We start from the raw sequence: 25,246 nt of genomic DNA, 5'->3' as shown, positions 1-25,246 counted from the left end.
TGATGCGCCGATCCATTCTGATTCTGAACCTCTGCACCGCCATGATCCTGTGCGTGCTGCCGGCCCATCTAGGCTGGGGAGCGACCGGCGGCGAGCCGGCTGCAGCCGGGCAAGCCGACATCGCGCCGTGCCTCGCTGCAACCGCGGCGGATGATGTCGAGAAGGCGACATCCGTCTGCGCTGATGTGATCGACAACGAGAAGACCGCCAAGCCCGATCTGGTCAAGGCGCTGGTCGTGCGCGGCGCGCTGCTGGCGCGGCACGACCAGATCGATCGCGCCATCGCAGACTACAGCCGCGCGCTTCTGCTCGATCCCTCGCTCGCCGACATCTTCAACGCGCGCGGTGAGCTCTGGCTGAAGAAGGGCGACCGGCCCAGAGCGGTGCAGGATTTTGGCGCGGCCCTGCGGATCAATCCCAATCATGAGAAGGCCAGGGCCAACCACAAGGCGATGGCGCAGGAGCTCGAGCGCCTGGGCGCGCAGATGGCGGTCGCCGGCAAGCCCAGCTTCAACTGCGCGCGCGCTCGCCGCGCCGTGGAGAAGGCGATCTGCGGAAGTCCGGAGCTTGCCGATCTCGACCGCGAGATATTTGCCGCCAACGCACGCGTCATGCGCGAAGCCCGGGGGCCGAGCGAAGCCAAAACTCTCCAGCGCGAGCAGGACGATTTCATCGCCCGCCGCAACGCTGAATTCGGCCGGGCGGGGTATGATTTGAAGAAGACGATGAAAGATCGCTTGCAGCGGCTGAACGGCGCGGATGGGTACTGAACTGCATCGGCGCGGGACGCGCGCTCTCTCGCGCGCGTGCGGGAGAGGCTTGGGGCGAGGGTGTCTCAACAGAGAAGCTCCCTGAGAGGAGAGAGCCTCCACCCGGCGCTTCGCCGTAGCCGGGGCTTCGCCTCAGCGTCTATTCGAAGGCGGCCTGTGTCTCTCCGGAAGCGGGAGAGGTGCAGTGAGTTCGCGGCGGCAGCTTGAACCTGCCGCCGCTTGGTGGCGACAACGGGGAAAGCCGTCGTCACGGAGCCACGCCATGTGCGGTCCGCATCAACCTGGGCAATTCTCGTTTCTTGCCAGATCCGCGCTGCTCGGCGCAGGCCTTGTGCTGGGCCTCGCGCTTACCGGCAGTCCGGCCGTGGCGGGCGGCATATCCGTCGATTGCGTGCTCGGCAGCAAGGAGCCCATTCCGCAGCTCATCGCGGCCTGCACGACGATCATCGACCAGACCGCAAATGCGGCCGTCGACCGCGCCGCGGCGCTGGTGGTGCGCGCCGATGTCGATGCAAAAACCTCCGGCGGCTCGGCGGGCGCCTTGAAGGATCTCGACCGCGCCATCGCGCTCGATGGCAGGAACGCGCGCGCCTTTCGCCTACGCGGCGATCTCCTGCGCGAGGCCGGCGGCGATCTTGGCCGCGCCGCGGCCGACCTCAGCAAGGCCATCGAGCTCGATCCGCAGGATGCCGAAGCGTACGAGCTGCGCGGCATCGTCTACACCAACCAGCGCCGCCTCGACCGGGCGCTTGCGGACTATGACCAGGCGATCAAGTTGCAACCGGGCTATGCGCAGGCCTGGTCCGATCGCGGCGCGACTTATTATCTCCGCGGCGACCATGAGAAGGCCATCCGGGATCTCAGCGAAGCGCTGCGGCTCGATCCGAACCACGCGCGCAGCTACACCAACCGTGGCGCCGCCTACAAAAAGCTCGGCCAGCTTGATAAGGCCATTGCCGACGACGGCGAGGCGATCCGGCCCGATCCCACGGAAGCGGAATTCTACGATAATCGCGGCCTGTCCTACGCGGCGAAGGCCGAGTACGACAAGGCGATCGCCGACTACGACCAGGCGCTCAAGCTGGAGCACCGACCGAACTTCTTCACAAACCGCGGCGATTCCTACCAGTTCAAGGGCGAGCTCGGTGCTGCGCTCAGCGACTATGATGCCGCGCTCAAGCTCGATCCGAACTTCGCGCTCACCTATAACAACCGAGCCGTGCTCTACGGCAAGATGGGCGAGCGCAAGAAAGCGCTGGCCGATTATGAGTCGGCGCTGCGGCTCGATCCCGGCAACGAGAATGCGGCCGATGGCCGCCGCACCATGATTGCCGAGATCGCCAAGTTCGGCGCCCAGCCGTCGCGCCCGCTGCATGCGCGGTCCGACGACGACAGCGGTCCGTCGTTCGATTGCTCCGCCGCAAAGCGCGAGGTCGAGAGGGCGATCTGCGCCGATCCGCAGTTGGGCGTGCTCGACCGCCAGATCGCCGATACCTATGCGCGCGTGCTGAAATCGTCGAGCGGCCGCACCGCCGCCGACCTCCGCCGCACCCAGCGCGATTTCCTGAGTGCCCGCAACACGAATTTCGGCCGGCCCGGTTACGATCTCAAGAAGGCCATGCAGGAGCGTTTGCAGCGGCTGACGGATAGCTGAGGTTGTTCTCTTCGCCTCGCCCCGCCTGCGGGGAGAGACCGGATCGCCTCGCAGATGCGATCCGGGTGAGGGGGAGCCTCCGCGAGTCCAGCTATGTTCGCCGAAAGACCCATCCTTTTCAGCTTGAACCGCCGCCCGTTCCCGGGAAAATACCCGCCAAACAGCGTGGGCAATTGACGCTGATCATGGCGGAACAGCGTTTTCGCCGTCAGGTCAAAGCCAGCGAAAAAGAGAAAACGGGAGCCGGGTATGAACGTCCAGGGAAGCCTCGAAGGAAAAGGCCGATATCACGAGGTCCATGCGCGCTCGCTGGCCGACCCCGAGAGGTTCTGGGCCGAGGCCGCGCAGGAGATCGACTGGATCGAACCTGCGAAGAAAGTTTTTGATCCCGCCCAGGGCACCTACGGCCGCTGGTTCGCAGGCGCCGTCGTCAACACCTGTTACAACGCGCTCGACCGCCACGTCGAACGCGGCCGCGCCGACCAGCTCGCCCTGATCCACGATTCCCCGCTCACGGGCAGCGTCACGAAATTGACCTATGCCGAACTCCTGAAAGAGGTGCAGGCGCTCGGCGCCATCATGCAGGATTTCGGGGTCGGGAAGGGCGATCGCGTTCTCCTCTACATGCCGATGGTGCCGGAGGCCGTGGTCGCCATGCTCGCCTGCGCGCGCATCGGCGCGGTGCATTCGGTGGTGTTCGGCGGCTTTGCCGCCAAGGAGCTCGCGACCCGCATCGACGATGCACAGCCGAAGCTGATCCTCTCCGCAAGCTGCGGCATCGAGCCGGGGCGCATCGTGCAGTACAAGCCGCTGCTCGATGAAGCGATCAAGCTCGCGACGGCGAAGCCGAAAGCCTGCATCATCCTGCAACGTCCACAGCTTGTTTGCGAGCTGACACCGGGTCGCGATTATGACTGGGCGAGCCTGCGCCGCAAGGCGCTGAACGACGGCAAGCGCGCGCCCTGCGTGCCGGTCGCGGCCACCGATCCGCTCTATATCCTCTATACGTCGGGCACGACCGGCATTCCCAAGGGCGTGGTGCGCGACAATGGCGGGCATCTGGTCGCGGTGAAATGGTCGATGTTCAACCTCTACGGTGTCAAGCCGGGCGAGGTCTGGTGGTGCGGCTCCGACATCGGCTGGGTGGTCGGCCACAGCTACATCGTCTACGGTCCGCTGATCCATGGCGCGACCACGGTCATGTATGAAGGCAAGCCGGTCGGCACGCCCGACGCGGGCGCGTTCTGGCGCGTGATTTCAGAGCACAACGCGGTGGCGCTGTTCACCGCGCCGACCGCCTTCCGCGCGATCCGCAAAGAGGATCCGGACGGAAAATTCATCCGGCAATACGACCTGTCGAATTTCCGCACGCTGTTCCTCGCCGGCGAGCGCGCCGACCCGCCGACGGTGGAATGGGCGGAAGAGCAGTTGAAGGTGCCTGTCATCGACCACTGGTGGCAGACCGAGACCGGCTGGTGTATCGCCGGCAACCCGGTGGGCTTAGGTCAGCTGCCGGTGAAGCACGGCTCGCCGACCGTGCCGATGCCGGGCTATCAGGTCGACGTGGTGGACGAGGCTGCCAAGCCCGTTGGCGCCAACACCATGGGCTCGATCGTCATCAAGCTCCCGATGCCGCCTGGCTGCCTGCCGACGCTGTGGAATCAGGACGCGCGTTTCAAGGAAGCCTACCTGACCGAATTCCCCGGTTACTACAAAACCTCCGATGCCGGCTACAAGGACGAGGACGGCTATGTCTGGGTCATGGGCCGTACCGACGACATCATCAATGTCGCTGGCCATAGGCTTTCCACCGGCGGCATGGAGGAGATTCTCGCCTCGCATCCTGATGTTGCCGAATGCGCTGTGCTCGGCATCAAGGACGCAATCAAGGGCGAGGTCCCCTGCGGCTTCCTGGTGCTGAAGGCGGGCGTCAAGCGCGCGCCAGCCGAAATCGAAAAGGAGATCATCGCGCTGGTGCGCGACAAGCTCGGCCCCGTGGCGGCCTTCAAGCTCGCCATCACCGTCGGCCGCCTACCCAAGACGCGCTCCGGAAAAATCCTGCGCGGCACCATCAAGAAGATTGCCGACGGCGAATCCTGGACCATGCCGGCCACCATCGAGGATCCCAAGGTGCTGGATGAAATCGGGGATGCCTTGAAGGGGAGGGTGTGAGGCGAAGCGCACTCTACGAGCGTAACAGGACGCCATCGCTTCGACCTCCGCTGTCATTCCCCGCGAAAGCGGGGAATCCAGTACGCCGCGCCCTCTCCGGATCTCTCGGGGTCTCTGGAATACTGGATGCCCTCGCCTTCGCGGGGCGGGGCATGACGAGCGCACGTTGCAGGACTTACAATCTCCTCATTCCGCGCTACAGAGTGCCGGCAATCGAGGACCCGTTATGCCCATCACGACCGCGTCGCGCCTTCTCACTGCTGTTCTGCTTGCGCTGGCCCTGTCCGCCTGTGCCGCGCGCAACCAGGCGCCGGTGGCGATGGGCAACGACGATGACGATGCCGTCTGCCAGGGCCGCGGCTATGCGCAGGGCTCGCCCGAATACGTTGCCTGCCGCAAGGACCGCGATGTCCAGCGCAGTGCCGCGACGGCCCGTGCCGATCGCCGCCAACGCGATCTTGGTGAGTACATGCTCAACCATCCGGAACGGCCGTAAGTCGTTCCGGTCAACGGAGGCCGTCATGAACGAGGACCAGTTCAACACGTCCTTGCGCAAATTCCTCAAGCAAGTCGGCGTCACTTCACAGCGCGAGATCGAGAAGGCCGTGCGCGATGCGATCGCGGCAGGCAGGATCACGGGTCACGAGAAGCTGAAGGCGAAGATGGTGCTGACCATCGACGGCGTCGGGCTCGTCCACGAGGTCGACGACGCGATCGAGCTGGGCTGATCTGCCCGTGCGAGCCCTATATTGACGGCTCCCGTGATGACGGAGATGCATCTAGTCGTGGGCCGTCCGGGGATGCCGCTCATGGAGCAGCTTAGCCAGTGGATCACGGTCCGCAGGATGATCCTTCAGGGCAGCGTCGAAGAGGGCCTCCTGAACGTAGCGGGGCATATCGCCCCAGACCGCCAGAACCGCGCGCCCGAGCATCACAGCAAAGCGTTCTTCGTCGAGTTGCATCGCACATCCTCCGCGCGGATCAATGCGACATCGACCGCATCGTTCCGGAGGGGGGACGGGCGATGATATCGTCGAAGCTGCTCGCTGTATTGTCACTGCCCGGCCTTGCCCGGGCGATCCAGTATTCCAGCGACAGCGATGGTTGGACCGAGAGGCCGCAGCTTACTGGATGCCGCTTTCGCTTTCGCGGGGCATGACAACGGAAAATCGGCTGGATCGTGCTCTCAAACAAAAACGCGGCGGGTTGGCCGCCGCGTTGAAATGATTTTCGACGATCGGCCGAGGAGCGAAACTACTCCTCTTCCTCCTGCTTCTTGCCGCCGAGCGTCTTCAGCTTGGCGAACACGGCGTCGACGTTGAGGTCGTCGCTGCTCTTCTCCGCCGGCTCGTATTCGTCCTTCTTCGTGGTTTCGGAGGCCGGCAGCAGGGTGGCGCCGCCATAGGCCGCGTCGACCGGCTTTTCCTTGGCTGCACGCGCCACCTCGAAATCGAGCTCAATCTGCGAGCAGAGGCCGAGCGTGACCGGGTCGATCGGCGTCAGCTGGGAGGTGTTCCAGTGGGTGCGATCCCGGACGCTGGCGATGGTGCTTTTGGTGGTGCCGACCAGTCGCATGATCTGGGCGTCCTTGAGCTCGGGATGGCTGCGCAGCAGCCAGAGGATGGCGCTCGGGCGCTCGTGGCGGCGCGACACTGGGGTGTAGCGCGGCCCCTTGCGCTTGGGCTGGGGCGGCAGCACCACCTTGCTCTCCTGGAGGCGGAGCCGGTAGTCGGGGTTCTTCTCGCCCTTCTCAATCTCCTCGCGGGTCAACTGGCCGTTGGAGAGGGGATCCATGCCCTTGATGCCCTGGGCGGCGTCGCCGTCGGCGATCGCGCGCACCTCCAGGGGGTGCATCTTGGTGAAATCGGCGACCTGATCGAAGGTCAGCGCCGTGTTGTCGAGCAGCCAGACGGCGGTCGCCTTGGGCATCAGAGGTGCGTTGCTCATGGGCAAATCTCCTTTGTGCTTCGCCCACCTCTTTGGAGGCGAAACCGGGGGGTCATCAGCGATGACGGGAATTAACGCCTATATAAGCCGTGAGGGGCCATTCACGCAATGGTTCTGCTATAGATAGTGCCTTGACAGCGCCCGAAAGGGGGCCCAAGTCCCTAGCAGTCCGTGCCAAGCCCTATTTCATCCATCGACCGTTCCCGGCCCATCGGCCGAGGGTGATTCGGTCCCGAGATCGCTTCATGTCAGCCAAACCAGACCTCAAGATCGTGCTTTGTTCTCCCCGCGGCTTCTGCGCGGGGGTGGTGCGGGCCATCGACACCGTGGAGCGGGCGCTCACCATGTATGGTGCCCCGGTCTATGTTCGCCATGAGATTGTGCACAACAAATATGTCGTGGACGGGTTGAAGAAGAAGGGCGCGATTTTCGTCGAGGAGCTGGCTGAAATCCCGGAAAATACCACTGCGCCCGTGGTGTTTTCGGCCCATGGCGTGCCGAAGTCAGTTCCGGCCGACGCGCAATCCCGCAACCTCTTCTCGCTGGATGCGACCTGCCCGCTGGTGACCAAGGTGCACCGCGAGGCCGCGATCCACTTCAAGCGTGGCCGCGAGATCTTCCTGATCGGCCATTCCCATCATCCCGAGGTGGTCGGCACCCTCGGCCAGCTCCCGGCCGGCGCCGTGACCCTGATCGAGACCGCCGAGGACGCCAAGACCATCGCCCCGAAGGATCCGAACAACCTCGCCTTCGTGACCCAGACCACGCTGTCGATCGACGACACTGCGGAGATCGTGGCGCTCCTGAAGGAGCGCTTCCCGAACATCAATGGGCCGCACAAGGAAGACATCTGCTACGCCACCACCAACCGCCAACTCGCGGTGAAGAAGGTGGCCCCCGTGGTCGATGCATTGATCGTGGTCGGCGCGCCGAACTCGTCGAACTCGCAGCGCCTGCGCGAGGTCGCTGAGCGCGAGGGCTGCAACATCGCCGTGCTGGCGCAGCGCGCCGCCGACATCGACTGGGATCGTTTCGGCAACATCAAGAGCCTCGGCATCACCGCGGGCGCCTCGGCGCCGGAGGTGATCGTCGAGGAGATCATGGATGCCTTCGCCGAGCGCTACACGCTGCATGTGGAGACGGTGTCGGCCGCCGAAGAGAACGAGTTCTTCCCGCTGCCGCGCTCGCTGCGCCCCGAAGCCGCTGCCGAGTAATCTTGTATGGCGGTCTACACCGATGTCGCCGCCGACGAGCTTGCGGATTACTTAAGCCAATACGATCTCGGCGAACTCCTGTCCTACAAGGGCATCGCCGAAGGCGTCGAGAACTCCAACTTCCTGCTGCACACGAGCCAAGGAAACAAGCAAGCCTCGTTCATCCTCACGCTCTACGAGAAGCGCGTGGCGAAGAACGACCTGCCGTTCTTCCTCGCGCTGATGACGCACCTGGCCGAACACGGCATTAACTGCCCGCTGCCGGTGAAGGGCAAGGACGGCGAGGCGCTGCGCGAGCTTGCGGGACGGCCGGCGGCGATCATCACCTTTCTCGAAGGCGTCTGGCCGCGCAAGCCGAACGCCACGCATTGCGCGGGCGTCGGCGAGGCGCTGGCGAAGATGCATCTGGCCGGCGCCAATTTCCCGGTTCGGCGCGCCAACGCGCTCTCGGTGTCCGGCTGGCGGCCGCTGTTCGACCAGGCCGCAGCACGCGCCGACGAGGTGCAGCCAGGCCTGCGTGCATTCCTCGAAGTCGAGCTCGACCATCTCTCGAGCGGTGTCTGGCCTAACAACCTGCCCGAGGGTGTGATCCACGCCGACCTGTTCAATGACAACGTCTTCTTCCTCGGCGACAAGCTCTCCGGGATCATCGACTTCACCTTCGCCTGCAACGACATGTTCGCCTATGACGTCGCGATCTGTCTCAATGCCTGGTGCTTCGAGCCGGATCACTCCTTCAACGTCACCAAGGCGCGCGCCTTCCTCAATGCCTATGGGCGCGTCCGCAAGTTGACTGAGGCGGAGGAAGCCGCGCTGCCGCTGCTGGCGCGCGGTGCGGCGATCCGCTTCCTGCTGACGCGGCTGGTCGACTGGCTGAACGTGCCATCGGGTGCGCTGGTGCGCCCCAAGGACCCGATGGAATACGTCCGCAAGCTGCGCTTCCACCGGAGCGTTTCGAGCGTGCGTGACTATGGCCTCTTGCCGTCAGGACTGGTCGCGTGAGCGAGCTGCCCAATGTCACGATCTTCACGGACGGCGCATGCTCGGGAAATCCCGGGCCCGGCGGCTGGGGCGCAATCCTGAGGTTCGGCGACAAGGAGAAGGAGCTGAACGGCGGCGAGCGCCACACCACCAACAACCAGATGGAGCTGATGGCGGCGATCTCGGCGCTCGAAGCCCTGAAGAAGCCCTGCACCGTCGATCTCTACACCGATAGCCAATATGTCCGGCAGGGCATCACCGGCTGGATCCATGGCTGGAAGCGCAACGGCTGGCGCACCGCCGACAAGAAGCCAGTGAAGAACGTCGAGCTCTGGCAGCGCCTCGACACAGCGCTGAAGGCGCATGAGGTGCGCTGGCACTGGGTCAAGGGACACGCCGGCCACCCCGAAAACGAGCGCGCTGACCAACTCGCACGTGACGGGATTGCGATGGCGAGGATGCAGCAGAGAGTGAGGGAGTAGGGCGCGGTCATCGTAGCGATGCCGCCTCAACCTCAGTCGTCATCGCCCGGCTTGACCGGGCGATCCAGTACGCTGCGGCGGTCGCAATGAAATCTCGACGTCTCTGGAATACTGGATGCCCCGCCTTCGCGGGGCATGACAGTCGTTTGTTTGGCTTAAGTTGAGTCGCGCCTTACAGCTGCCCGAGCAGCGTATCGCCGCCAGATACCTCGACCTTGCCGGGCATTGCCTCGAGGTTCAGTTTCTTCACGACGCCGTCCTCGACCAGCATCGAGTAGCGCTTGGAGCGGATGCCGAGACCGTTGGCGGAGGCGTCAAGCTCCATGCCGATCGCCTTGGTGAAGTCGGCATTGCCGTCTGCGAGGAAGGTCGCCTCATCGCGCTGGTCGGTGTCGCGCTTCCAGGCGTTCATGACGAAGGCGTCGTTGACCGAGACGATCGCGATCGTGTCGACGCCCTTGTCCTTGATGGCATAGGCGTTGAGGAAGATGCTCGGCAGATGCATCTTGTGGCAGGTGCCGGTGTAGGCACCGGGCACCGCGAACAGCGCCACCTTCTTGCCTTTGAAAATGTCATCGGTCGATTTGACCTGCGGACCCTCCGCCGTCATCACGCGGAATTTCGCCTCGGGCAGCTTGTCGCCAATCTGGATCGCCATCGTCAGTTCTCCCTGGAATTCGGTTCCGCTTTGTAGACCGGGCGGCCGGGCCGCACAATATTTCCGATGCGCAAGGGGACGAAAGCTCTCCGCCCTTCACCGTGATGTCATCAACCGGAAAAGCCGCCACCATCCAGGAACGCTTGCTCGTCCGGCGTGGAGCAGCGGCCGAGGATGCGATTGCGGTGAGGGAAGCGTCCGAACCGGTGGATGATGTCGGCGTGCTCCTCGGCGTATTTCAGGTTGTCGCTGCTGTCGATTTTTCGGAACAGCGCGACGCAGTGCAGTTGGTCGGGCAAATGCTCGGAATGCATGAACGGCAGGTAGAAGAATTCGCGCAAGGCTGGATCGACCCGTCCGTCGGCGCCGCGGGCGAGCGCTCGGCGGGCCACCTCGCGCGCCAGCGCGTCGCTCGCGTAGGTCAGCGCGTCGCCGCGGAACATGTTGCGGGGAAACTGGTCGAGCACGATGACGAGCGCCAGCGCACCGTCATCGCTGGCCTCCCACGACGACAAGCCTCCATTCGCCGCGCGCTGCCACAGCTCCAGAAAGCGGCTGCGGATTTCGGCGTCGAAATCATCGTCGCGCTTGTACCAGCGCTCGCCGCCGGCCTCGCGCCAGAAGGCGAGGACGCCGGCCGGCGCGATGTCGTTGGCATCAGGCATCGAGGGGCTGGCTTACGCCGCCTCGGCCTTCTTCTCGTCGCGGAGCTGCCGACGCAAAATCTTGCCGACATTGGTCTTCGGCAGCTCGCTCCGGAACTCGATGTGCTTGGGCACCTTGTAGCCGGTGAGCTGCTCGTGACAGTACTTGATCACGTCCTCGGCCGTCAGGTTCGGGTCCTTCTTCACCACGAAGGCCTTCACCGCCTCGCCCGATTTCGCGTCGGGAATGCCAATCACCGCGCATTCGAGCACGCCCGGATGGCTCGCGATCACTTCCTCGATCTCGTTCGGATAAACGTTGAAGCCCGAGACCAGGATCATGTCCTTCTTGCGATCGACGATCTTGATATACCCCTTCTCGTCCATCACGCCGATGTCGCCGGTGCGGAAGTAGCCGTCCGTGGTCATGACCTTGGCGGTCTCCTCCGGCCTGTTCCAGTAGCCTGACATCACCTGAGGGCCCTTGGCGCAGATTTCGCCGGGCTGTCCCAGCGCCACCTCGTTGCCGTCGTCGTCACGGATCGAGATCCAGGTCGAGGGCACGGGAATGCCGATCGAGCCGGAGAACTCATTCGTGGTCGCCGGATTGCAGGTGAGTGTCGGCGCGGTCTCGGACAGGCCGTAGCCTTCCGCGATGAAGCAGCCGGTCACCGCCTTCCACTGCTCGGCGACCGGGCGCTGCACGGCCATGCCGCCGCCGTTGGAGATCTTGAGTTTGGAGAAGTCGAGCTTCTTGAAGTCGGGATGGTGCATCAGGCCGTTGTAGAGCGTGTTGACCGCCGGGAAGCTGTTGACCTGGTACTTCGCCAGCTCCTTGATGAAGCCGGGGATGTCGCGCGGGTTGGGGATCAAAAGATTGCAGCCGCCGGCACGCACCGCGAGCAGGTAGCAGGCCGTCAGCGCGAAGATGTGATAGAGCGGGAGCGCGCAGACGATCATGAGGTGATCGACATGCGGCGGCGCGGCGACCGCCGGCTGTAGCCACGCGTCGTTCTGCAGCACGTTGGAGACGATGTTGCGGTGAAGCAGCGTGGCGCCTTTGGAGACGCCGGTCGTGCCGCCGGTATATTGCAGGAAAGCGACGTCGCCGGGCGACAGTTTTGGCTTGTTGAAGGTCGCGCTGCGGCCCGCTGCCAGCGCATCGTTGAAGGCGATTGCACCCGGCAGCGAATACGCCGGCACCATTTTCTTCACGCGGCGAACGACGAGGTTGACGATCACGCCCTTGAAGCCGAGCAGGTCGCCCATGCTTGCCATGACGACGTGCTTGACGGACGTCTTGGCGATCACCTGCTCGACGGTGTGGGCAAAATTCTCCAGCACGATGATGGCTTCGGCGCCGGAATCCTTGAGCTGGTGCTCGAGCTCGCGCGGCGTATAGAGCGGGTTGACGTTGACGACCGCGAAGCCCGCGCGCAGCACGGCCGCAGTCGCGACCGGATATTGCAGCACGTTCGGCATCATGATCGCGACGCGCGCGCCGCGTTGCAGGCCGCGGCTCTGCAAATAGGAGGCAAGCGCCAGAGACATCTGGTCGAGGTCGCGGTAGCTGATCGCCTTGTCCATGCAGATGAAGGCCTTGCGGTCGGCGAACTTCGCAAAGCTCTCCTCCAGGAGGTCGACCAGCGATGCGTATTGCGTCGGCTCGATATCGGCTGGCACGCCGGGCGGATATTGTTTGAGCCAGATGCGCTCCATAGGTACTCCCCTCCTAAACCAGAGCCCGATGTGTCTCAGGCTTGCCTCGTTGCACGCAGTATTGAGCCTGCCGCAACCGGTGGCAAGCGGTTGAGGCTTAGGACAAGGGGCCGGAAGTGGCTACTGGAATCGTCGCAAACCGCGCTGTCGCAGTTGCGAAGTGCGGGTGAAGGGCCGGCCGGCGGGCCGTTAACTGTTGTTGGGCGCAGGCTTGGCCGCGGGCTTGGCGGTTGCCTTCGGCTTGGCAGGCTTGGCCGCGGAGTCGCCGTTCGCCGCAGGCTTTTCCGGGGGCTTCGCGGCCGTGTCGGGCTTGGCATTGGCGTGCTTGACCGGCTTGGCTGCGGGTTTGGCTTCACCCTTCGCATCCGGCTTGGCATCAAGCTTGGCGCTCGACTTGGCGTCCTTGCCCGCATCTTTCGGCTTGTCGGTCGCCTCAGGCTTCTTCGCCGCAACGCGCGACTTCTTGCCTCGCGCCTTTGGGGTCGCCTGCTGGTCGGCATCGGCCGCGACCGCCGCAATCAGGGCGGCGCCGCTTCGCGTCGGCCCGGTATAGACCGGCACCGGCTCGGCGGGCGCTGCGGCCGAGGCGAGCAAGTCGGACGCCTTCATCATGGGCGGTTGCAGGCCGGCGGTGAAGAACGTCACCTGGGCTTCGCCGCCCGTCAGGGACGTCGATCCGCCCGTGCCGCCATTGGTTGCGATCAGCGCATCGTCGTCGTCGCTGGCCGGGCGCTTGCGGTGGCCGCCGCACATCTCGTCGCGCAGGTTCGGCGGCGAGGCGTCGACCGGCGCGAGGCTGTCGACCGTGCCGAGCGCGGGACGCAGCCACGACAGCGTGTCCTGCGAGAAGCCGCGCTCCAGAAGCTGAGCCGCCTTGACCGCGCGCGCGGTGCCGGAATTGGCGCCGAGCACCACCGCGATCAGCCGTCGACCGTTGCGGGACGCTGATGCCACGAGGTTGTAACCGGAGGCGCAGATGAAGCCGGTCTTGAAACCGTCGGCGCCGGGATAACGGCCGATCAGCTTGTTGAAGTTCGGCGTGATGCGCTTGCCGAAGCGGATCGCCGGGATGTGCACGAAATACTCGTATTCCGGCAGGTCACGCAGGAACGAGCGCGCCAGGATTCCAAGATCGCGCGCCGAGGTGATCTGGCCGTCGGCGGGCAGCCCGTTCGGATTGACGTAGCTCGTCTGCGTCATGCCGAGCTTCGAGGCGGTCTGGTTCATCATTGCGGAGAAGCCGTCGATCGAACCACCGACGCCCTCGGCGAGCACCACGGCCATGTCGTTCGCCGACTTGACCATCATCATCTTCAGCGCGTTGTCGACGGTGACCTGCGTGCCGGGACGAAAGCCCATCTTCGAGGGCGATTGCGAAGCCGCTGTCGGTGAGACCGTCAGCAGCGAGTCGAGCGTGAGCTTGCCGTCCTTCACCGCCTTCAGCGTGACGTAGGCGGTCATGATCTTGGTTACCGAGGCCGGATACCAGGGAATGGTCGCATTCTCCGCCTGCAAGACCTTGCCGCTGTCGGCCTCGATCAGAAGCAGCGCCTCGGCGCGCGCGTCGCGCGGCGCAAGCAACGTCAGCGCGGCGGCCACGATGGCCAGGTTCAGCGGGGCAAGGCGAAGCAGCGGGCGAAAGAAGTGCACTATCCGATTCCGGTCCTTGGAGAGCCGCCCGATAATGCGGTTCTCATGATCTGAGGTTCGGGTTTGAAGCGTAGGTCAGCGCCGCCGCTTGCGGCGGGTGCAAACCTATACCGGCTCGTTCACCGAGAACAGGGGGCCTGACCGGGTATTCAGCGATGAAATAGGCCGAATTTCGACGGTTTTACTGGGAGGTCACAGCCGGGGCTGCGGCCTCCGCCGCTGTCACGCTCGTCCGTGCACTTTCCTGCACCATGAACTGGGCCCTGGCGAGCGCGGCGAAATGGCCGCCTTTGGCCACGAGTTCATCGAAAGTTCCGCTTTCGATCACGCGGCCACTGTCGAACACCAGGATCCTCGTGGCATTGCGGATGGTGGAGAGGCGATGGGCGATCACGAAGGTGGTGCGGCCTCGCATCACTTCATCGAGAGCAGCGTTGACCTTCGCCTCGGTGACGGCATCGAGCGCGCTGGTGGCCTCGTCCAGGATCAGGATTGGCGGGTCCTTCAGCAGCGCACGCGCGATCGACAGCCGCTGCCGCTCGCCGCCGGACAGCATGCGGCCGCGCTCGCCCGCGTTGGTCTCGAAGCCGCCGCTGCGCTCGATGAATTCGAGCGCCTGCGCGCGCTCGGCCGCGAGCCGCATATCCGCGTCGGTTGCGTCCGGCTTGCCGACGCGCAAATTCTCCGCGATCGAGCGGTTGAACAGCAGCGCTTCCTGGAACACCACGCCGATGTTCCGCCGCAGCGCCGTGAGCGTTACCCCGCGCACATCCATGCCGTCGATCTTGATGAAGCCCGATTGCGGATCGAACGCACGATGCAGAAGCGCGATCGCGGTCGACTTGCCGGCGCCGGTCGGGCCGACCAGCGCGATCGTCTGTCCGGGCAGCGCGGTGAAGGAGAGATCCTCGACCGCCGGCCGCTTGCCGTCATAGGAGAAGGTGACGTCGTGGAATTCGACGAGGCCCGACAGGCGCCCGACGTCGATCGCATCGGGCCGGTCGTGCACGGCGGGCACGGCATCGAGCACGTTGAAGAATTCGCGTAAGCGCGGCGCCTCCATGAAGACGTTGTTGACGAAGCTCACGACCTGCTCGAGCTTCTGGATCAAAAGCGTTGCAAAGCTCACGAACATCACGATCTCGCCGACCGTCGTCAGTCCCTGGTCGTGCAGCGCGATTCCGAGCGTGAAGATCGCGAGCACCGTGATGGTGGTGGAGGCGCGCGTGATCACGGTGACGAGCGCCCACCAGGACAGCACCGGCATTTGCGCGGCGAGCAACTGGTCGGCAACGAAGCGCAGTCCCTGCACCTCGGCTTCGACGCGGACGAAACTCTGCACCAGCGCCACGTTGCCGAGCGCGTCGGAGGCGCGCGCAGAGAGGTCGCTATAGTGCTCCTCGACCGTCATCTGCATGCCGTAGGTCTTGCGCACGACGAAGGTCGTCAGCGCCGTGAATACGACGCAGAGCGCGAACAGCAGGATGGCGAGCCGCCAGTTCAGATAGAGCGACAGCGGCAGTAGCACGAACACCGACAGGATCGCGGCAAAATGCTCGCGGAAGAAGCCGAGCCACAGCCGCCACAACGCATCCGTGCCGTTGAGCATCACCTTCATCAGCCGCCCGGAATGGGTGCCGGAGTGGAAGGTCAGAGGCAGTTGCAAAATGTGCTCGAAATAGCTCGTCAGCACGGCCTGGCGCTGGCGATGGGCAAGCCGGTCGGCATGCAGCGCCACCAGCGCGCTACAGCCGATCGTGAACAGCCCGAACGCGACCCAGGCGAACAGGAATGGCCATGCGGAGTTCGAGCCTGCGACGGTCTTGCCGGAGAGCACGTCGACGATCTTGCCGAACAGCACGGGCTCGGCGAACTGCGCCGTCGCGAGCAGCAGATTGGCGATCGCCAGCAGCCAGCCCAGCCGCGCCTCCTTGCCGAGCAACTCGAGAACGCGGGTGTAGAGACGAAGGATCGACATGAAGGTACAGCACTCGCGCGGGCGGGATCGAACGAGGTGGCATTCTAATCAGGGATGGGGCGCAAGATACAGCCGAAGCTCTCAGTTTTATTCAATTGATCAGCCGGCCAGCCATCGGCGGCAGGAACTGTTCGTCGAAAATATCGCTCGCAGTGGGGCGCCTGCGGAACTTGAAATCCTGCGCGATCTGGTCGATCGCGCGATCCAAGCGCGCGGGATCGACGCCGCCGAGACCGTTGCGGCGGACGTCATCGGTCAGGATGTTGTCGGCAAGCACGGTGGATAGCCTTGCGAGCTCGAGGTCGCGCACGCCGTCCTCCATCCGGCTGACGACCTCGTCGACAGCGCGCTCCGGCTCCTTGACCGTTGCATTGAGTCCGCCGATCAGCGCGCGCACGAAACCTTTCACGGCGTCCGGCTTCGACGCGGCAAAGGACGGGTTCACCACCACGGCAAAGCCATAGGCCTCGCAGCCATAATCGGCATAGCGCAGCACCGCGAGATCGTCGGCGGGCACGCCGCGGTCGCGCAAATTCACGGCCGACAAATAGCTGAAGCCGGCGACGGCATCGACCTGTCCGGCGGACAGGATCGGCTCGCGCACCGCTGCACTCATCTTGTAGAATCTCACACGCGCCGCATTGATGGCATTCTGACGCGCGAGCGCCGGCCACAGCCGGATCGACAAATCGCTGTCGGCAACGCCGACCGTCTTGCCCTCGAGGTCGGATAGCGTATGGATGCCGCGGCTCCTGCGCGCGACGATCGCGTAGGGCGCCCGGTTGAACAGCACGAACACGGCCTTGATCGGCGGGGCATCTGGCCTGTCGCGAAAGCGGATCAATTCGTTGATGTCGACGAGAGCGAGATCACTGTCGCCCCTGGCGATTCGCGCAAGCGCCTCTGGCGAGCCTGCGGCGTTGCTGAACGACACGGTGAGGTGCTCGGCGCCGAACAACCCGTCCTTCGCCGCCATGAAGAACGGCGCCATGCTCGATTCAATCGGGCGGTCGAAAGAGAACTGGATCGCGGCATGCCGCGCCGTGTCGTCCGCGGCGCTTGCCGGGCGCGGGCGCGGACACGCCAGTAGCGCGAGCCCGATCCAGAGAGCCAACAGACAGTGGGAGATGAATTTCGGGCATGCGCGCATGAATTCGCGCCGGACTAGCGTTGCTTCTTTTTGTGACGCTTGCAAAGCGCCGGCAGTCGTCATCCTGGCCCATCAAACCTGAACGGTTGATGAGCGGAATGTGTCACGATTTCGCAATCTCTGCGCGAATTTGTCGCCGTTCAGCTTCTGTTGGGGTTGGGGAACCCAACATGGGATGCGCGGGTTTTAGAGAGATAAGCCCGTCCGCAGGCACCCATGGAGGCCGATATGTTTGACCGAATTTCCACGACGATTGGCCGCAAGGCCGTACTCGCCACCGTCGCCGTAGTGGCGCTGACCATCGCCGCGCCCTCGACGTCCTTCGCCGGAGGTCGCCACTGGCATGGTGGCGGTGGAGCGGCCGCTGCGGCGGCCTTTGCCGGCATCGTCGGCACCGGGCTTGCGATCGCTGCCACCCGCGATGCCTACGCCTATGACTATGGCGGACCCGCCTACTATGGCGGGCCAACCTATTACGGTGGGCCGGCTTACTACAGGGGCTCGGGCTACTACGGGAGCGATCCGAACTACCCCTATAATGGCAATGTCGGTCGCGATCCCTTTGCGACTTGCAGCCGAAGCGGCGCCGGCTGTTGGTAAGCTGTTGACCACGATAAGCCGGCGCGGTTGCCGCGCCGGCTCAAATTTTGCTTTTATTGTCAGACGTTAACACGTCCACCATTGGTTTAGAGTAGTTTTGAGTACATGAGTGATTCGCTTGAGCGGCTATATCTGGCTGTGCTCGCGGCCAGGGATCTTGATCCGGCAACATCGCGTACCGCCCGGCTGTTTCAGCGTGGCCCGGCCAAAATGGCGAAAAAACTTGCCGAGGAAGCCATCGAGGTGGTCATCGATGCCGTTCATGGCGATAGCGAAGCCGTGATCCGGGAAAGCGCCGACCTGCTCTACAATCTCACCGTGCTCTGGGCCTCGGCCGGCGTGCGACCCGAGGACGTCTGGCGCGAGATGGCGCGGCGGGAAGACATGCTGGGTATCGCCGAGAAGCTGCCGAAATCGCCGATGAAGCTGCCCAAAGTCGCCTCACCCGGCGTTGCCGCCCGGCGGCCAATTGTCGCGCTCGAGGGTCGGACGGCGCGCAAGCGCCACTAGAAGCGCTACAAATCGGCCCCATCTCGCCATGGACAAATCGCTCCCATGGTGCTTCATCGCGGCGCCATGCTGAAACGTATCTACGACTGGTGCATCGACTCCGCCCACAAGCCCTACGCGCTCTGGATCATGGGCGCCGTGGCCTTTGCAGAAAGCTCGTTCTTTCCTGTCCCCCCGGACGTGATGCTGATCCCGATGTCGCTGGCGCGCCCGCAGCGCGCCTGGGTCTACGCCGCGGTCTGCACCGCGACTTCGGTGCTGGGCGGCATGCTTGGCTATGCCATCGGCGCGCTGCTCTATGACTCGGTCGGCCACTGGCTGATCCAGGTCTACGGCCTCGGCGACAAGGTTGATGCGTTCCGGGCTTCCTATGCCGAATGGGGCGCGGTGATCATCCTGCTCAAGGGCCTCACGCCGATCCCCTACAAGCTCGTCACAATCACGTCGGGCTTCGCCGGCTACAACATCGGGCTATTCATTCTGTGCTCGATCATCGCGCGTGGCGGGCGCTTCTTCGTCGCCGCAGTACTTCTCAACCGGTACGGCGACTGGATCCGGGTCAGGATCGAGCGGCATCTCGCCTTGTGGGTGGCGATCGGCGCCGCGGTGCTGGTGCTCGGCTTCGTGGTTGCGATCAAGCTGATCTGATCAACTTATCCGATCGCGCGGCAGGCGCTTTGCCGGCGCGCTGGCTTCGGCTACGGTTGGGCCATGATGGTTCGATCCGGCAACCCGGTCACGCGACTCCGGATGATTGTGACAGCAGCGCTATTCCTTCCGCCTTGCGCCGGCGGGCCCGGATGGGCACAGTCAACGGCGCCGTCGCTCGGCCTTCAAGAGGCCGGACCGCAGGCTTCGCCGCCGCAATCAACTCCCGCGGCATCAGCCCCACCGGCGCGCGAGGAGAATCCCGGGCTGGTCAACGAAATCGGTAAGCTGTTCGACAAGCTGCCCTCGATCCTGCCGCCGATCAAAAGTCCGAGCGAGACCATCGACGACCTGTCGCGCATGGCAATGCCATCGACCATGGTGTCGGGGCGCGCGGCCTGCCCGGCCTCCGCAAACGGCGCGCCGGATTGCAAGCAGGCTGCCGACAGGCTCTGCCAGGGCAAAGGCTACAAGGAAGGCAAGAGCCTGAACGCTGACTCCGCGCAGAGCTGCTCAGCAAAGGTCTTGATTCCCGGCAGAACCCGCAAGCCGGATGACTGCCGCACCGATACGTTCGTCACCAGCGCGCTGTGCCAGAACTGAGGCGATGACCTGCGCGCCAGCAAACCACAAGGAGCGCCTATGAGCCGTACGGAGCAGGACTTCCTCGGACAGCGTGAGATCGCCGACAACATCTACTACGGCGTCCAGACCATCCGCGGGAAGGAGAACTTCCACATCACCGGCATTCCGATGAACCAGGAGCCTTACTTCGTGAAGGCGCTTGGCTACGTCAAGAAGGCCGCCGCGATGGCCAATCGCGACCTCGGCGCGATCGACGCCAAGGTAGCGGACGCGATCATCCTCGGCTGCGATCGCGTCATCGCCGGCGACATGATGGATCAGTTCGTCACCGATTTCATCCAGGGCGGCGCCGGCACCTCGACCAACATGAACGCCAACGAGGTGATCGCCAACCTCGCGCTGGAATCGCTCGGCTTCGGCAAGGGCGACTATCAGCACGTCAGCCCGAACGACCACGTCAATTACGGCCAGTCGACCAACGACACCTATCCAACCGCTTTCCGTCTGGCGCTGATCCTGCGGCTTGAAAGCTACATGACGGCGCTGCGGCAGTTGCAGGAGGCGTTCTTCGCCAAGGGGCGCGAGTTCGATCGCGTGCTGAAGATGGGACGCACACATCTCCAGGACGCAGTGCCGATGTCGCTCGGCGCCGAGTTCCGCGGCTGGGGCACGACGATCGGCGAGGAGGTGGATCGCATCTCGGAAGCTCGTGCATTGTTGCGCGAGATCAATCTCGGCGCCACCGCGATCGGCACGTCGGTCACAGCGGCGGTCGGATATCCCAAGCTCGCCGTCAGGCACCTGAGCGCGCTGACCGGCGTCGACTTCGTGCTCGCCGGCGATCTCGTCGAGGCGACGTCGGACACCGGCGCCTATGTGCAGCTCTCCGGCGTCTTGAAGCGCACCGCGAGCAAGCTCACCAAGATCTGCAACGACATTCGCCTGCTGGCCTCGGGCCCGCGCGCCGGCTTCAACGAGATCAACCTGCCGCAGCTTCAGCCGGGCTCGTCGATCATGCCCGGCAAGGTCAATCCGGTGATCCCCGAGGTCGTCAACCAGACCAGCTTCCTCGTCATCGGCCTCGACACCACGGTGACCCTCGCGGCCTCCGCGGGCCAGCTCCAGCTCAACGTGATGGAGCCGGTGATTTCGTTCGCGTTGTTCTTCTCGATCCGCACCATGGAGCGCGCGGTCAACAGCCTGCGCGAGAACTGCGTCGTCGGCATCACCGCCAACGAAGAGCACACCCGCAACATGGTGCTCAACTCGCTCGGCATCGTCACCGTGCTGAAGCCGCTGCTTGGCTACAAGCAGTGCGCCGAGATCGCCCGCGAGGGCTACAAGAGCGGCAAGTCGCTACACCAGATCGTGGTGGTCGAGCGCAAGCTGCTGACACAGGAGAAATGGGACGAGATGTTCTCGTTCGAGCGGCTGATCAATCCTGATCTGGGCGAGTGAGGCGCCGACGCTCGCGGTGAATTCCGCGACTTGGAATTGCGGTAACGACGTCCGGCGGACGCAAACGCAATACTTGACAGTGGAAAGATTGCCTTGTTGGTATGGCGCCAAGCCTTCAACTCGTCCGCCAATAGAGGATCGCTCCGCAATGTCCATGCCTGCCTTGTTCAAAGGGCGTCTGTCGATCCCCGTGATCGGCTCGCCGCTCTTCATCATCTCGGTGCCCGATCTGGTGATCGCGCAGTGCAAGGCAGGTGTGGTCGGCTCGTTCCCGGCGCTGAACGCTCGGCCGCCGGAGCTGCTCGACGAGTGGCTGGCACGGATCACCGAAGAGCTCGCGGCCTATGACCGCGCGCATCCCGAGCGTCCTTCCGCGCCGTTCGCGGTGAACCAGATCGTACACAAGTCGAACAACAGGCTCGACCACGACATGGCGCTTTGCGCCAAGTACAAGGTGCCGATGCTCATCTCCTCGCTCGGCGCGCGCGCGGAGCTCAATCAGGCCGTGCATGGCTGGGGCGGCATCGTCTTCCACGACGTGATCAACCAGAAGTTCGCGCACAAGGCGATCGAGAAGGGCGCCGACGGCCTCATCCTGGTCGCGGCCGGCGCCGGCGGCCACGCCGGCACCATCTCGCCGCTCGCCTTCGTTGCCGAGACGCGAAAATGGTTCGACGGCCCGATCGCGCTGTCGGGCGCGATCGGCAACGGCAAGGCGATCCGCGCCGCGCGCATCCTCGGCGCCGACTTTGCCTATGTCGGCTCGGCCTTCATCGCCACGAAAGAGGCAAACGCGGTCGAGAAGTACAAGGAGATGATCGCGGGCTCGAGCGCCGACGACATCGTGTATTCCAATCTTTTCACCGGCGTGCACGGCAACTACCTGAAGCCGTCGATCCTCGCTGCCGGCATGGATCCGGAGAACCTGCCGACGTCCGACCCCTCCAAGATGAATTTCGGCACCGATGCTTCCGGCGAGCGCGCCAAGCCGAAGGCATGGAAGGAGATCTGGGGCTCGGGCCAGGGCATCGGCAGCGTCGAGGGAATCGTGCCCGCGGCCGAGCTGATCGCGCGCTTCAAGAAGGAATATGACGAAGCGATCGATCCGCCGCTGTGATGGCGCTCGCAATGGGTGCCATCTACCGCGTCGACGGCAATAGCGTCGTCACCAGTCCTAATGCTGCGGGTCCATGGGACCCGCGCATGCAGCACGGCTCGGCGCCGGCGTCGCTCGTGGTGTGGGCGGCTGAGCGGATGGCAACGTCCGTGCCGATGGACATCGCGCGCGTCACCATTGATTTGATGCGTCCGGTGCCGGTGGCGCCTCTCACCATCGCGACCGAGGTCTTGCGCGAAGGCCGCAAGATCCAGCTCTGCGGCATCAAGCTCCTGGCTGACGGCGTCGTCGTGGTCGGCGCGACCGTGCTGAAGATCAGGCGGCAGGCGCTGACGCTGCCCGATGACGTCAAGGAGCTGCCGGTGACCCTGCCGCCGCCGGAGCAGTCGCTGATCGAGGACGGGCACGCTGCCACCAGCCCGTTCGTGCGTTCGGTCTCTATGCGCGCAGCGCGCGGCCGCTTCGGCCAGGCCGGTGCCGGTGCGATCTGGTTTCGGGTCGACACGCCGTTGATCGAGGGAGAAGCCGTCTCGCAGGCCATGCGCGCGGTCGTCGCAGCCGACTTCTCCAACGGCACCGCCTCGACACTCGATTTTCGCGCCTGGACCTACATCAACGCCGACCTCACCGTCAGTTTTGCACGGCAGCCGGTCGGCGACTGGATCCTGCTCGACGGAGAATCCTGGATCGGCGCAGATGGCCCGGGCCTTGCGATGTCGCGGCTCGCCGACCGGCAAGGCTATTTCGGCCGCGCGGTGCAAAGCCTGGTGATCGAGAAGCGGTGATTGGCTGCGCGACGCACGCGCCTCAATCTCGGTGTCATGCCCCGCGGCCCGGCTACGCCAAGGCTTCGCCGGGGTGCGAGGTCTTGGCTCGCCGAAGCGTCAGCGTAGGCGGCAAGCGGAGCATCCAGCATTCCAGAGGCGGCTGTGATTGAGCGGAGAAGCCGCAACGTACTGGATCGCCCGGTCGAGCCGGGCGATGACACCTGTGGTTTGGGCGCAGCGGTGGACGCGATGCGATGCCAGATCTCTGGAAAATGCGGATAACCGCCTTCGCCATCCACGCAATCCCGCCGGCCGTCGTATTTAACGCAGCATTAACCATCGCGCTCCCAGAATCCCCCTCGCAGCCGCCAATCGGCACGAAGAGGGGACAGGCGATGGACTACGATTTTCTCAACGCAAAGACGTCGGCGACGCTGGATGAAATCCGCGTCCGCGTGGCGCATGCGCTGGCCCGTCATCCGCTCTGCCGCAACGTGCGCTTCGACATCCTCAGCGTGCCCCGCACCCGGCGCGGCGGCAATTGGACGGTGACGCTCCAGGCGATCGAGCCGCGGGCGGTGTGGGAGGCCTCCGAGATCGTCGCCGATATCCAGGACGCCTACGACCTGGCGTTAGCCGCCTGATTTCGTTGAATTTTCCAAGTCGGTGTCGCCGTCGTCCCAGCGTTTTCCGCTGCGCTGGTGCGGTTAGGCCTTAATTCCTGCCCAGTTTCCTAGCATCAAGCGGGTAGAGAGCCGGACGCGGAGAGACGTTTGTCGAAAGCCATCACCATCGTCGTGCTGACTTGCTTCCTGGTTCTCGGCGCCGCCGCGATCGCTATTTTCGGCCGTGACAGCGTGCCGGCCGCGGGCGCCGACATGATCTCGCAGGTCGCTCCCAAGCCGGTCGCCGCCAACCGCGCCAGCAAGGCCGACCGGCTGAACGTTCCGACACTCGCTCTGGCCTCCGCCGCCGTCGAGCCGGTCGACAGGCCTGCTCTTACGGAGCAGTTGCGCCAAGCCTTCGCCGCCGCCACGCCATCCGATTTCCCCCCTGCGCCCAAGGCGAGCGCCTCCGAGGCGCCGGCTGCAGCGACCGACGCGCCTGCCAAGCCAAAGCTGGTCGCAAAGCCGCAGCCGCAGAAATCCTATTCGCTGCTCTCCGACGTTCAGATCGCGGGTATCAAGGACCGGCTGAAGCTGTCGTCGTCGCAGGAATATTATTGGCCCTCGGTCGAGACAGCGCTGCGCAATGTCGCGCGCAAGATCCAGGCGAACAAGCTCTCCAATCCGCAGGTGCAGGGTGTGCCAATCGATCCGAACTGCGATGAGGTCCAGCAGTTGAAGTCGGCCGCGATGCCGCTGCTGTTCCAGTTGCGCGACGACCAGAAAGAGGAAGTGCGCAAGCTCGCCCGCATCATCGGGCTCGAGAAGGTCGCTCAGCAGATCTGACGCGGAGCTCGAGAGTTCCGCGCACTAAGCGACGGAACTCCAGCATTTTCCTGAACGTCGTATCGTTCCCGGAACATCAAATTGCGCGATGCGTTGCTCGCTCGAAAGAGGGAGTGGACCGATGCGCGCCTTGACAGCCTATTTCTTCGGTGGAGGAACCATCGTCGCAGCCATCGCCGTCGGTCTTGGCGGCGGCATCGTCGCCGGCAATATCATGAACCCCATCGCGCCCAAGCACGGCCCCGATACGACGAAGCCGGAGCGGCGTGCAGAATCGACGGCAACGACCAATGCGCCATCCGAGCGCGTGCAATATCTCACGGGATCGAAGGTCTTCGGCGCCGTGGTCGCACCGCCGGTCCAGGCCGAGGCGCCGCCCGCCACGGCCAATGCCGAGTCATCCGCGCCGCCGGCTCAGCCGGCTGCAAGCCATGAGTCCCAGCAGGCCAACACGCAAGCCGCGCATCCTACCAAGCCTGCGGAGCAGCAAGCTTCGACCGAGCAGTCGGCCTCACCGGACAATGCCTATGCGAAGGCAAAGGAGGCCGACGTGAAGCGCGCGGCATCGGAGCGGCATCGCGCCGATCGACGGCAGCGCTGGGCCGAGCGCCGCCGCTACGACATGCGCGATCCGCGCGAGATGCGTGATCGGACTGACTGGGACGATGTCGCTCGCAACGTTCGTGAAGATGCCGATGCCCGCGAATTCGGCTCAGGTCCGCGCCGTGGCTATCCGCAGAATCGCGGCTTCCCGCAGATGAGGCTGTTCGGAGATGACGACGACGATTAGAGCATGATCCTGAAAAGTGTGGAGCAGTTTTCCCTCGCGACAAACGCGGAGCGTTTGCGCGGAGATCATGCGCAAACAACAACGCTAAAGCGCGATGACGGTTCATCCTAATCTCGTCGCTTTAGCGCCCCCCGCATCAATCTTCATGCGACTGCACGACCTTGCGCCACGCATGCGATAGCTTGGCCCTGTTGTCGCGCAGGCATGCGTTCATCTGCCGTAGTTGCAGCCGCACGGATCTGCCCGGCAGCCTCACCTTGCGGCCATCCTTCGAGATGCCCGCCTGTTGTATCGCGGTAGA

Annotated in this window: 26 protein-coding genes; 18 read left to right on the top strand and 8 right to left on the bottom strand. The window is 64.4% G+C overall.

All coding sequences use genetic code 11. The annotated features are described in order from the left end of the window. Nucleotides 1-41 precede the first annotated feature (41 nt). The 5 genes from SO180_RS13815 (at nt 42) to SO180_RS13795 (ending at nt 5,324) form a co-directional block, all read left to right on the top strand. The gene (locus SO180_RS13815; RefSeq protein WP_449379442.1) at nt 42-770 is read left to right on the top strand and encodes a hypothetical protein; all 729 of its coding nucleotides are present in this window, start codon (nt 42-44) and stop codon (nt 768-770) included. 262 nt (nt 771-1,032) lie between these two features. Further along, nucleotides 1,033-2,424, top strand: coding sequence for a tetratricopeptide repeat protein (locus SO180_RS13810; protein WP_449379373.1), 1,392 nt, complete (start codon nt 1,033-1,035; stop codon nt 2,422-2,424). 249 nt (nt 2,425-2,673) lie between these two features. Then, nucleotides 2,674-4,596 carry a propionyl-CoA synthetase gene (locus SO180_RS13805; RefSeq protein WP_449379372.1) on the top strand — a complete coding sequence of 641 codons (1,923 nt, stop codon included), beginning with the start codon at nt 2,674-2,676 and terminating at the stop codon, nt 4,594-4,596. Between the two features lie 226 nt (nt 4,597-4,822). After that, a complete protein-coding gene (locus SO180_RS13800; RefSeq protein ID WP_449379371.1) occupies nt 4,823-5,092 on the top strand; it encodes a hypothetical protein in 270 nt (89 codons plus the stop codon). 25 nt (nt 5,093-5,117) lie between these two features. Further along, nucleotides 5,118-5,324, top strand: a complete 207-nt coding sequence (locus SO180_RS13795) for a DUF6494 family protein (RefSeq protein ID WP_449379370.1) — start codon at nt 5,118-5,120, stop codon at nt 5,322-5,324. Nucleotides 5,325-5,375: 51 nt separating this feature from the next. On the opposite strand, the gene SO180_RS13790 is transcribed toward SO180_RS13795, so the two are convergent. Next, nucleotides 5,376-5,558 (bottom strand): hypothetical protein, encoded by a 183-nt coding sequence (locus tag SO180_RS13790; protein WP_449379369.1) that lies wholly within the window; start codon nt 5,556-5,558, stop codon nt 5,376-5,378. Between the two features lie 292 nt (nt 5,559-5,850). Beyond that, on the bottom strand, nt 5,851-6,543 hold the full coding sequence (locus SO180_RS13785) for a DUF1013 domain-containing protein (RefSeq protein WP_449379368.1): 693 nt from the start codon (nt 6,541-6,543) through the stop codon (nt 5,851-5,853). Between the two features lie 245 nt (nt 6,544-6,788). Here SO180_RS13785 and ispH point away from each other — a divergent pair, with 245 nt between their 5' ends. Genes ispH through rnhA form a run of 3 tightly spaced genes read left to right on the top strand, consistent with a single transcriptional unit; the run spans nt 6,789 to nt 9,220 of the window. Continuing rightward, on the top strand, nt 6,789-7,757 hold the full coding sequence (ispH, locus tag SO180_RS13780) for a 4-hydroxy-3-methylbut-2-enyl diphosphate reductase (RefSeq protein ID WP_449379367.1): 969 nt from the start codon (nt 6,789-6,791) through the stop codon (nt 7,755-7,757). Between the two features lie 6 nt (nt 7,758-7,763). After that, nucleotides 7,764-8,759 carry a homoserine kinase gene (locus SO180_RS13775; RefSeq protein ID WP_449379366.1) on the top strand — a complete coding sequence of 332 codons (996 nt, stop codon included), beginning with the start codon at nt 7,764-7,766 and terminating at the stop codon, nt 8,757-8,759. Next, on the top strand, nt 8,756-9,220 hold the full coding sequence (gene rnhA, locus SO180_RS13770) for a ribonuclease HI (protein WP_449379365.1): 465 nt from the start codon (nt 8,756-8,758) through the stop codon (nt 9,218-9,220). The genes SO180_RS13775 and rnhA overlap by 4 nt, the downstream gene beginning before the upstream one ends. Before the next feature lie 172 nt (nt 9,221-9,392). On the opposite strand, the gene SO180_RS13765 is transcribed toward rnhA, so the two are convergent. The 6 genes from SO180_RS13765 to SO180_RS13740 all read right to left on the bottom strand — a co-directional run bounded on the left by SO180_RS13765 (nt 9,393) and on the right by SO180_RS13740 (nt 17,019). After that, entirely contained in the window at nt 9,393-9,878 is a 486-nt protein-coding gene (locus SO180_RS13765) for a peroxiredoxin (protein WP_027520654.1), read from the bottom strand. 110 nt (nt 9,879-9,988) lie between these two features. Continuing rightward, the gene (locus tag SO180_RS13760) at nt 9,989-10,543 is read right to left on the bottom strand and encodes a DUF924 family protein (protein ID WP_449379364.1); all 555 of its coding nucleotides are present in this window, start codon (nt 10,541-10,543) and stop codon (nt 9,989-9,991) included. A 12-nt stretch (nt 10,544-10,555) separates the two neighbouring features. After that, nucleotides 10,556-12,241 carry a long-chain fatty acid--CoA ligase gene (locus SO180_RS13755; RefSeq protein ID WP_449379363.1) on the bottom strand — a complete coding sequence of 562 codons (1,686 nt, stop codon included), beginning with the start codon at nt 12,239-12,241 and terminating at the stop codon, nt 10,556-10,558. Between the two features lie 189 nt (nt 12,242-12,430). Then, a complete protein-coding gene (locus SO180_RS13750) occupies nt 12,431-13,891 on the bottom strand; it encodes a D-alanyl-D-alanine carboxypeptidase family protein (protein ID WP_449379362.1) in 1,461 nt (486 codons plus the stop codon). A gap of 181 nt (nt 13,892-14,072) precedes the next feature. Continuing rightward, complete coding sequence (locus SO180_RS13745) at nt 14,073-15,869, bottom strand: glucan ABC transporter ATP-binding protein/ permease (protein WP_449379361.1); 1,797 nt, start codon at nt 15,867-15,869, stop codon at nt 14,073-14,075. A 91-nt stretch (nt 15,870-15,960) separates the two neighbouring features. After that, on the bottom strand, nt 15,961-17,019 hold the full coding sequence (locus tag SO180_RS13740; protein ID WP_449379360.1) for an ABC transporter substrate-binding protein: 1,059 nt from the start codon (nt 17,017-17,019) through the stop codon (nt 15,961-15,963). Nucleotides 17,020-17,247: 228 nt separating this feature from the next. On the opposite strand from SO180_RS13740, the gene SO180_RS13735 reads away from it, so the two are divergent. From SO180_RS13735 to SO180_RS13690, 10 genes are all read left to right on the top strand, one after another. Next, nucleotides 17,248-17,619 carry a hypothetical protein gene (locus tag SO180_RS13735; RefSeq protein WP_449379359.1) on the top strand — a complete coding sequence of 124 codons (372 nt, stop codon included), beginning with the start codon at nt 17,248-17,250 and terminating at the stop codon, nt 17,617-17,619. A 105-nt stretch (nt 17,620-17,724) separates the two neighbouring features. Then, nucleotides 17,725-18,129, top strand: coding sequence for a phosphoribosyl-ATP diphosphatase (hisE, locus tag SO180_RS13730; RefSeq protein ID WP_449379358.1), 405 nt, complete (start codon nt 17,725-17,727; stop codon nt 18,127-18,129). Between the two features lie 45 nt (nt 18,130-18,174). Further along, a complete protein-coding gene (locus SO180_RS13725; protein ID WP_449379357.1) occupies nt 18,175-18,777 on the top strand; it encodes a YqaA family protein in 603 nt (200 codons plus the stop codon). Between the two features lie 63 nt (nt 18,778-18,840). Further along, nucleotides 18,841-19,380, top strand: a complete 540-nt coding sequence (locus SO180_RS13720; RefSeq protein WP_449379356.1) for a hypothetical protein — start codon at nt 18,841-18,843, stop codon at nt 19,378-19,380. Between the two features lie 39 nt (nt 19,381-19,419). Further along, nucleotides 19,420-20,820: an aspartate ammonia-lyase gene (locus SO180_RS13715; protein ID WP_449379355.1), complete on the top strand. Its 1,401-nt coding sequence runs from the start codon at nt 19,420-19,422 to the stop codon at nt 20,818-20,820. 148 nt (nt 20,821-20,968) lie between these two features. Then, nucleotides 20,969-21,937, top strand: coding sequence for an NAD(P)H-dependent flavin oxidoreductase (locus tag SO180_RS13710; protein WP_449379354.1), 969 nt, complete (start codon nt 20,969-20,971; stop codon nt 21,935-21,937). An 11-nt stretch (nt 21,938-21,948) separates the two neighbouring features. Beyond that, nucleotides 21,949-22,722: a thioesterase family protein gene (locus SO180_RS13705; RefSeq protein ID WP_449379353.1), complete on the top strand. Its 774-nt coding sequence runs from the start codon at nt 21,949-21,951 to the stop codon at nt 22,720-22,722. Between the two features lie 377 nt (nt 22,723-23,099). Beyond that, nucleotides 23,100-23,348 (top strand): hypothetical protein, encoded by a 249-nt coding sequence (locus tag SO180_RS13700; RefSeq protein ID WP_449379352.1) that lies wholly within the window; start codon nt 23,100-23,102, stop codon nt 23,346-23,348. A 129-nt stretch (nt 23,349-23,477) separates the two neighbouring features. Next, a complete protein-coding gene (locus tag SO180_RS13695) occupies nt 23,478-24,155 on the top strand; it encodes a hypothetical protein (RefSeq protein WP_449379351.1) in 678 nt (225 codons plus the stop codon). A gap of 121 nt (nt 24,156-24,276) precedes the next feature. Next, entirely contained in the window at nt 24,277-24,945 is a 669-nt protein-coding gene (locus SO180_RS13690; RefSeq protein ID WP_449379350.1) for a hypothetical protein, read from the top strand. Nucleotides 24,946-25,246: the final 301 nt, after the last annotated feature.

The organism is Bradyrhizobium sp. UFLA05-112, assembly GCF_053572325.1.
The sequence above is the reverse complement of the archived record's forward strand: the minus strand, read 5'-3'. Positions and strand labels throughout refer to the sequence as shown.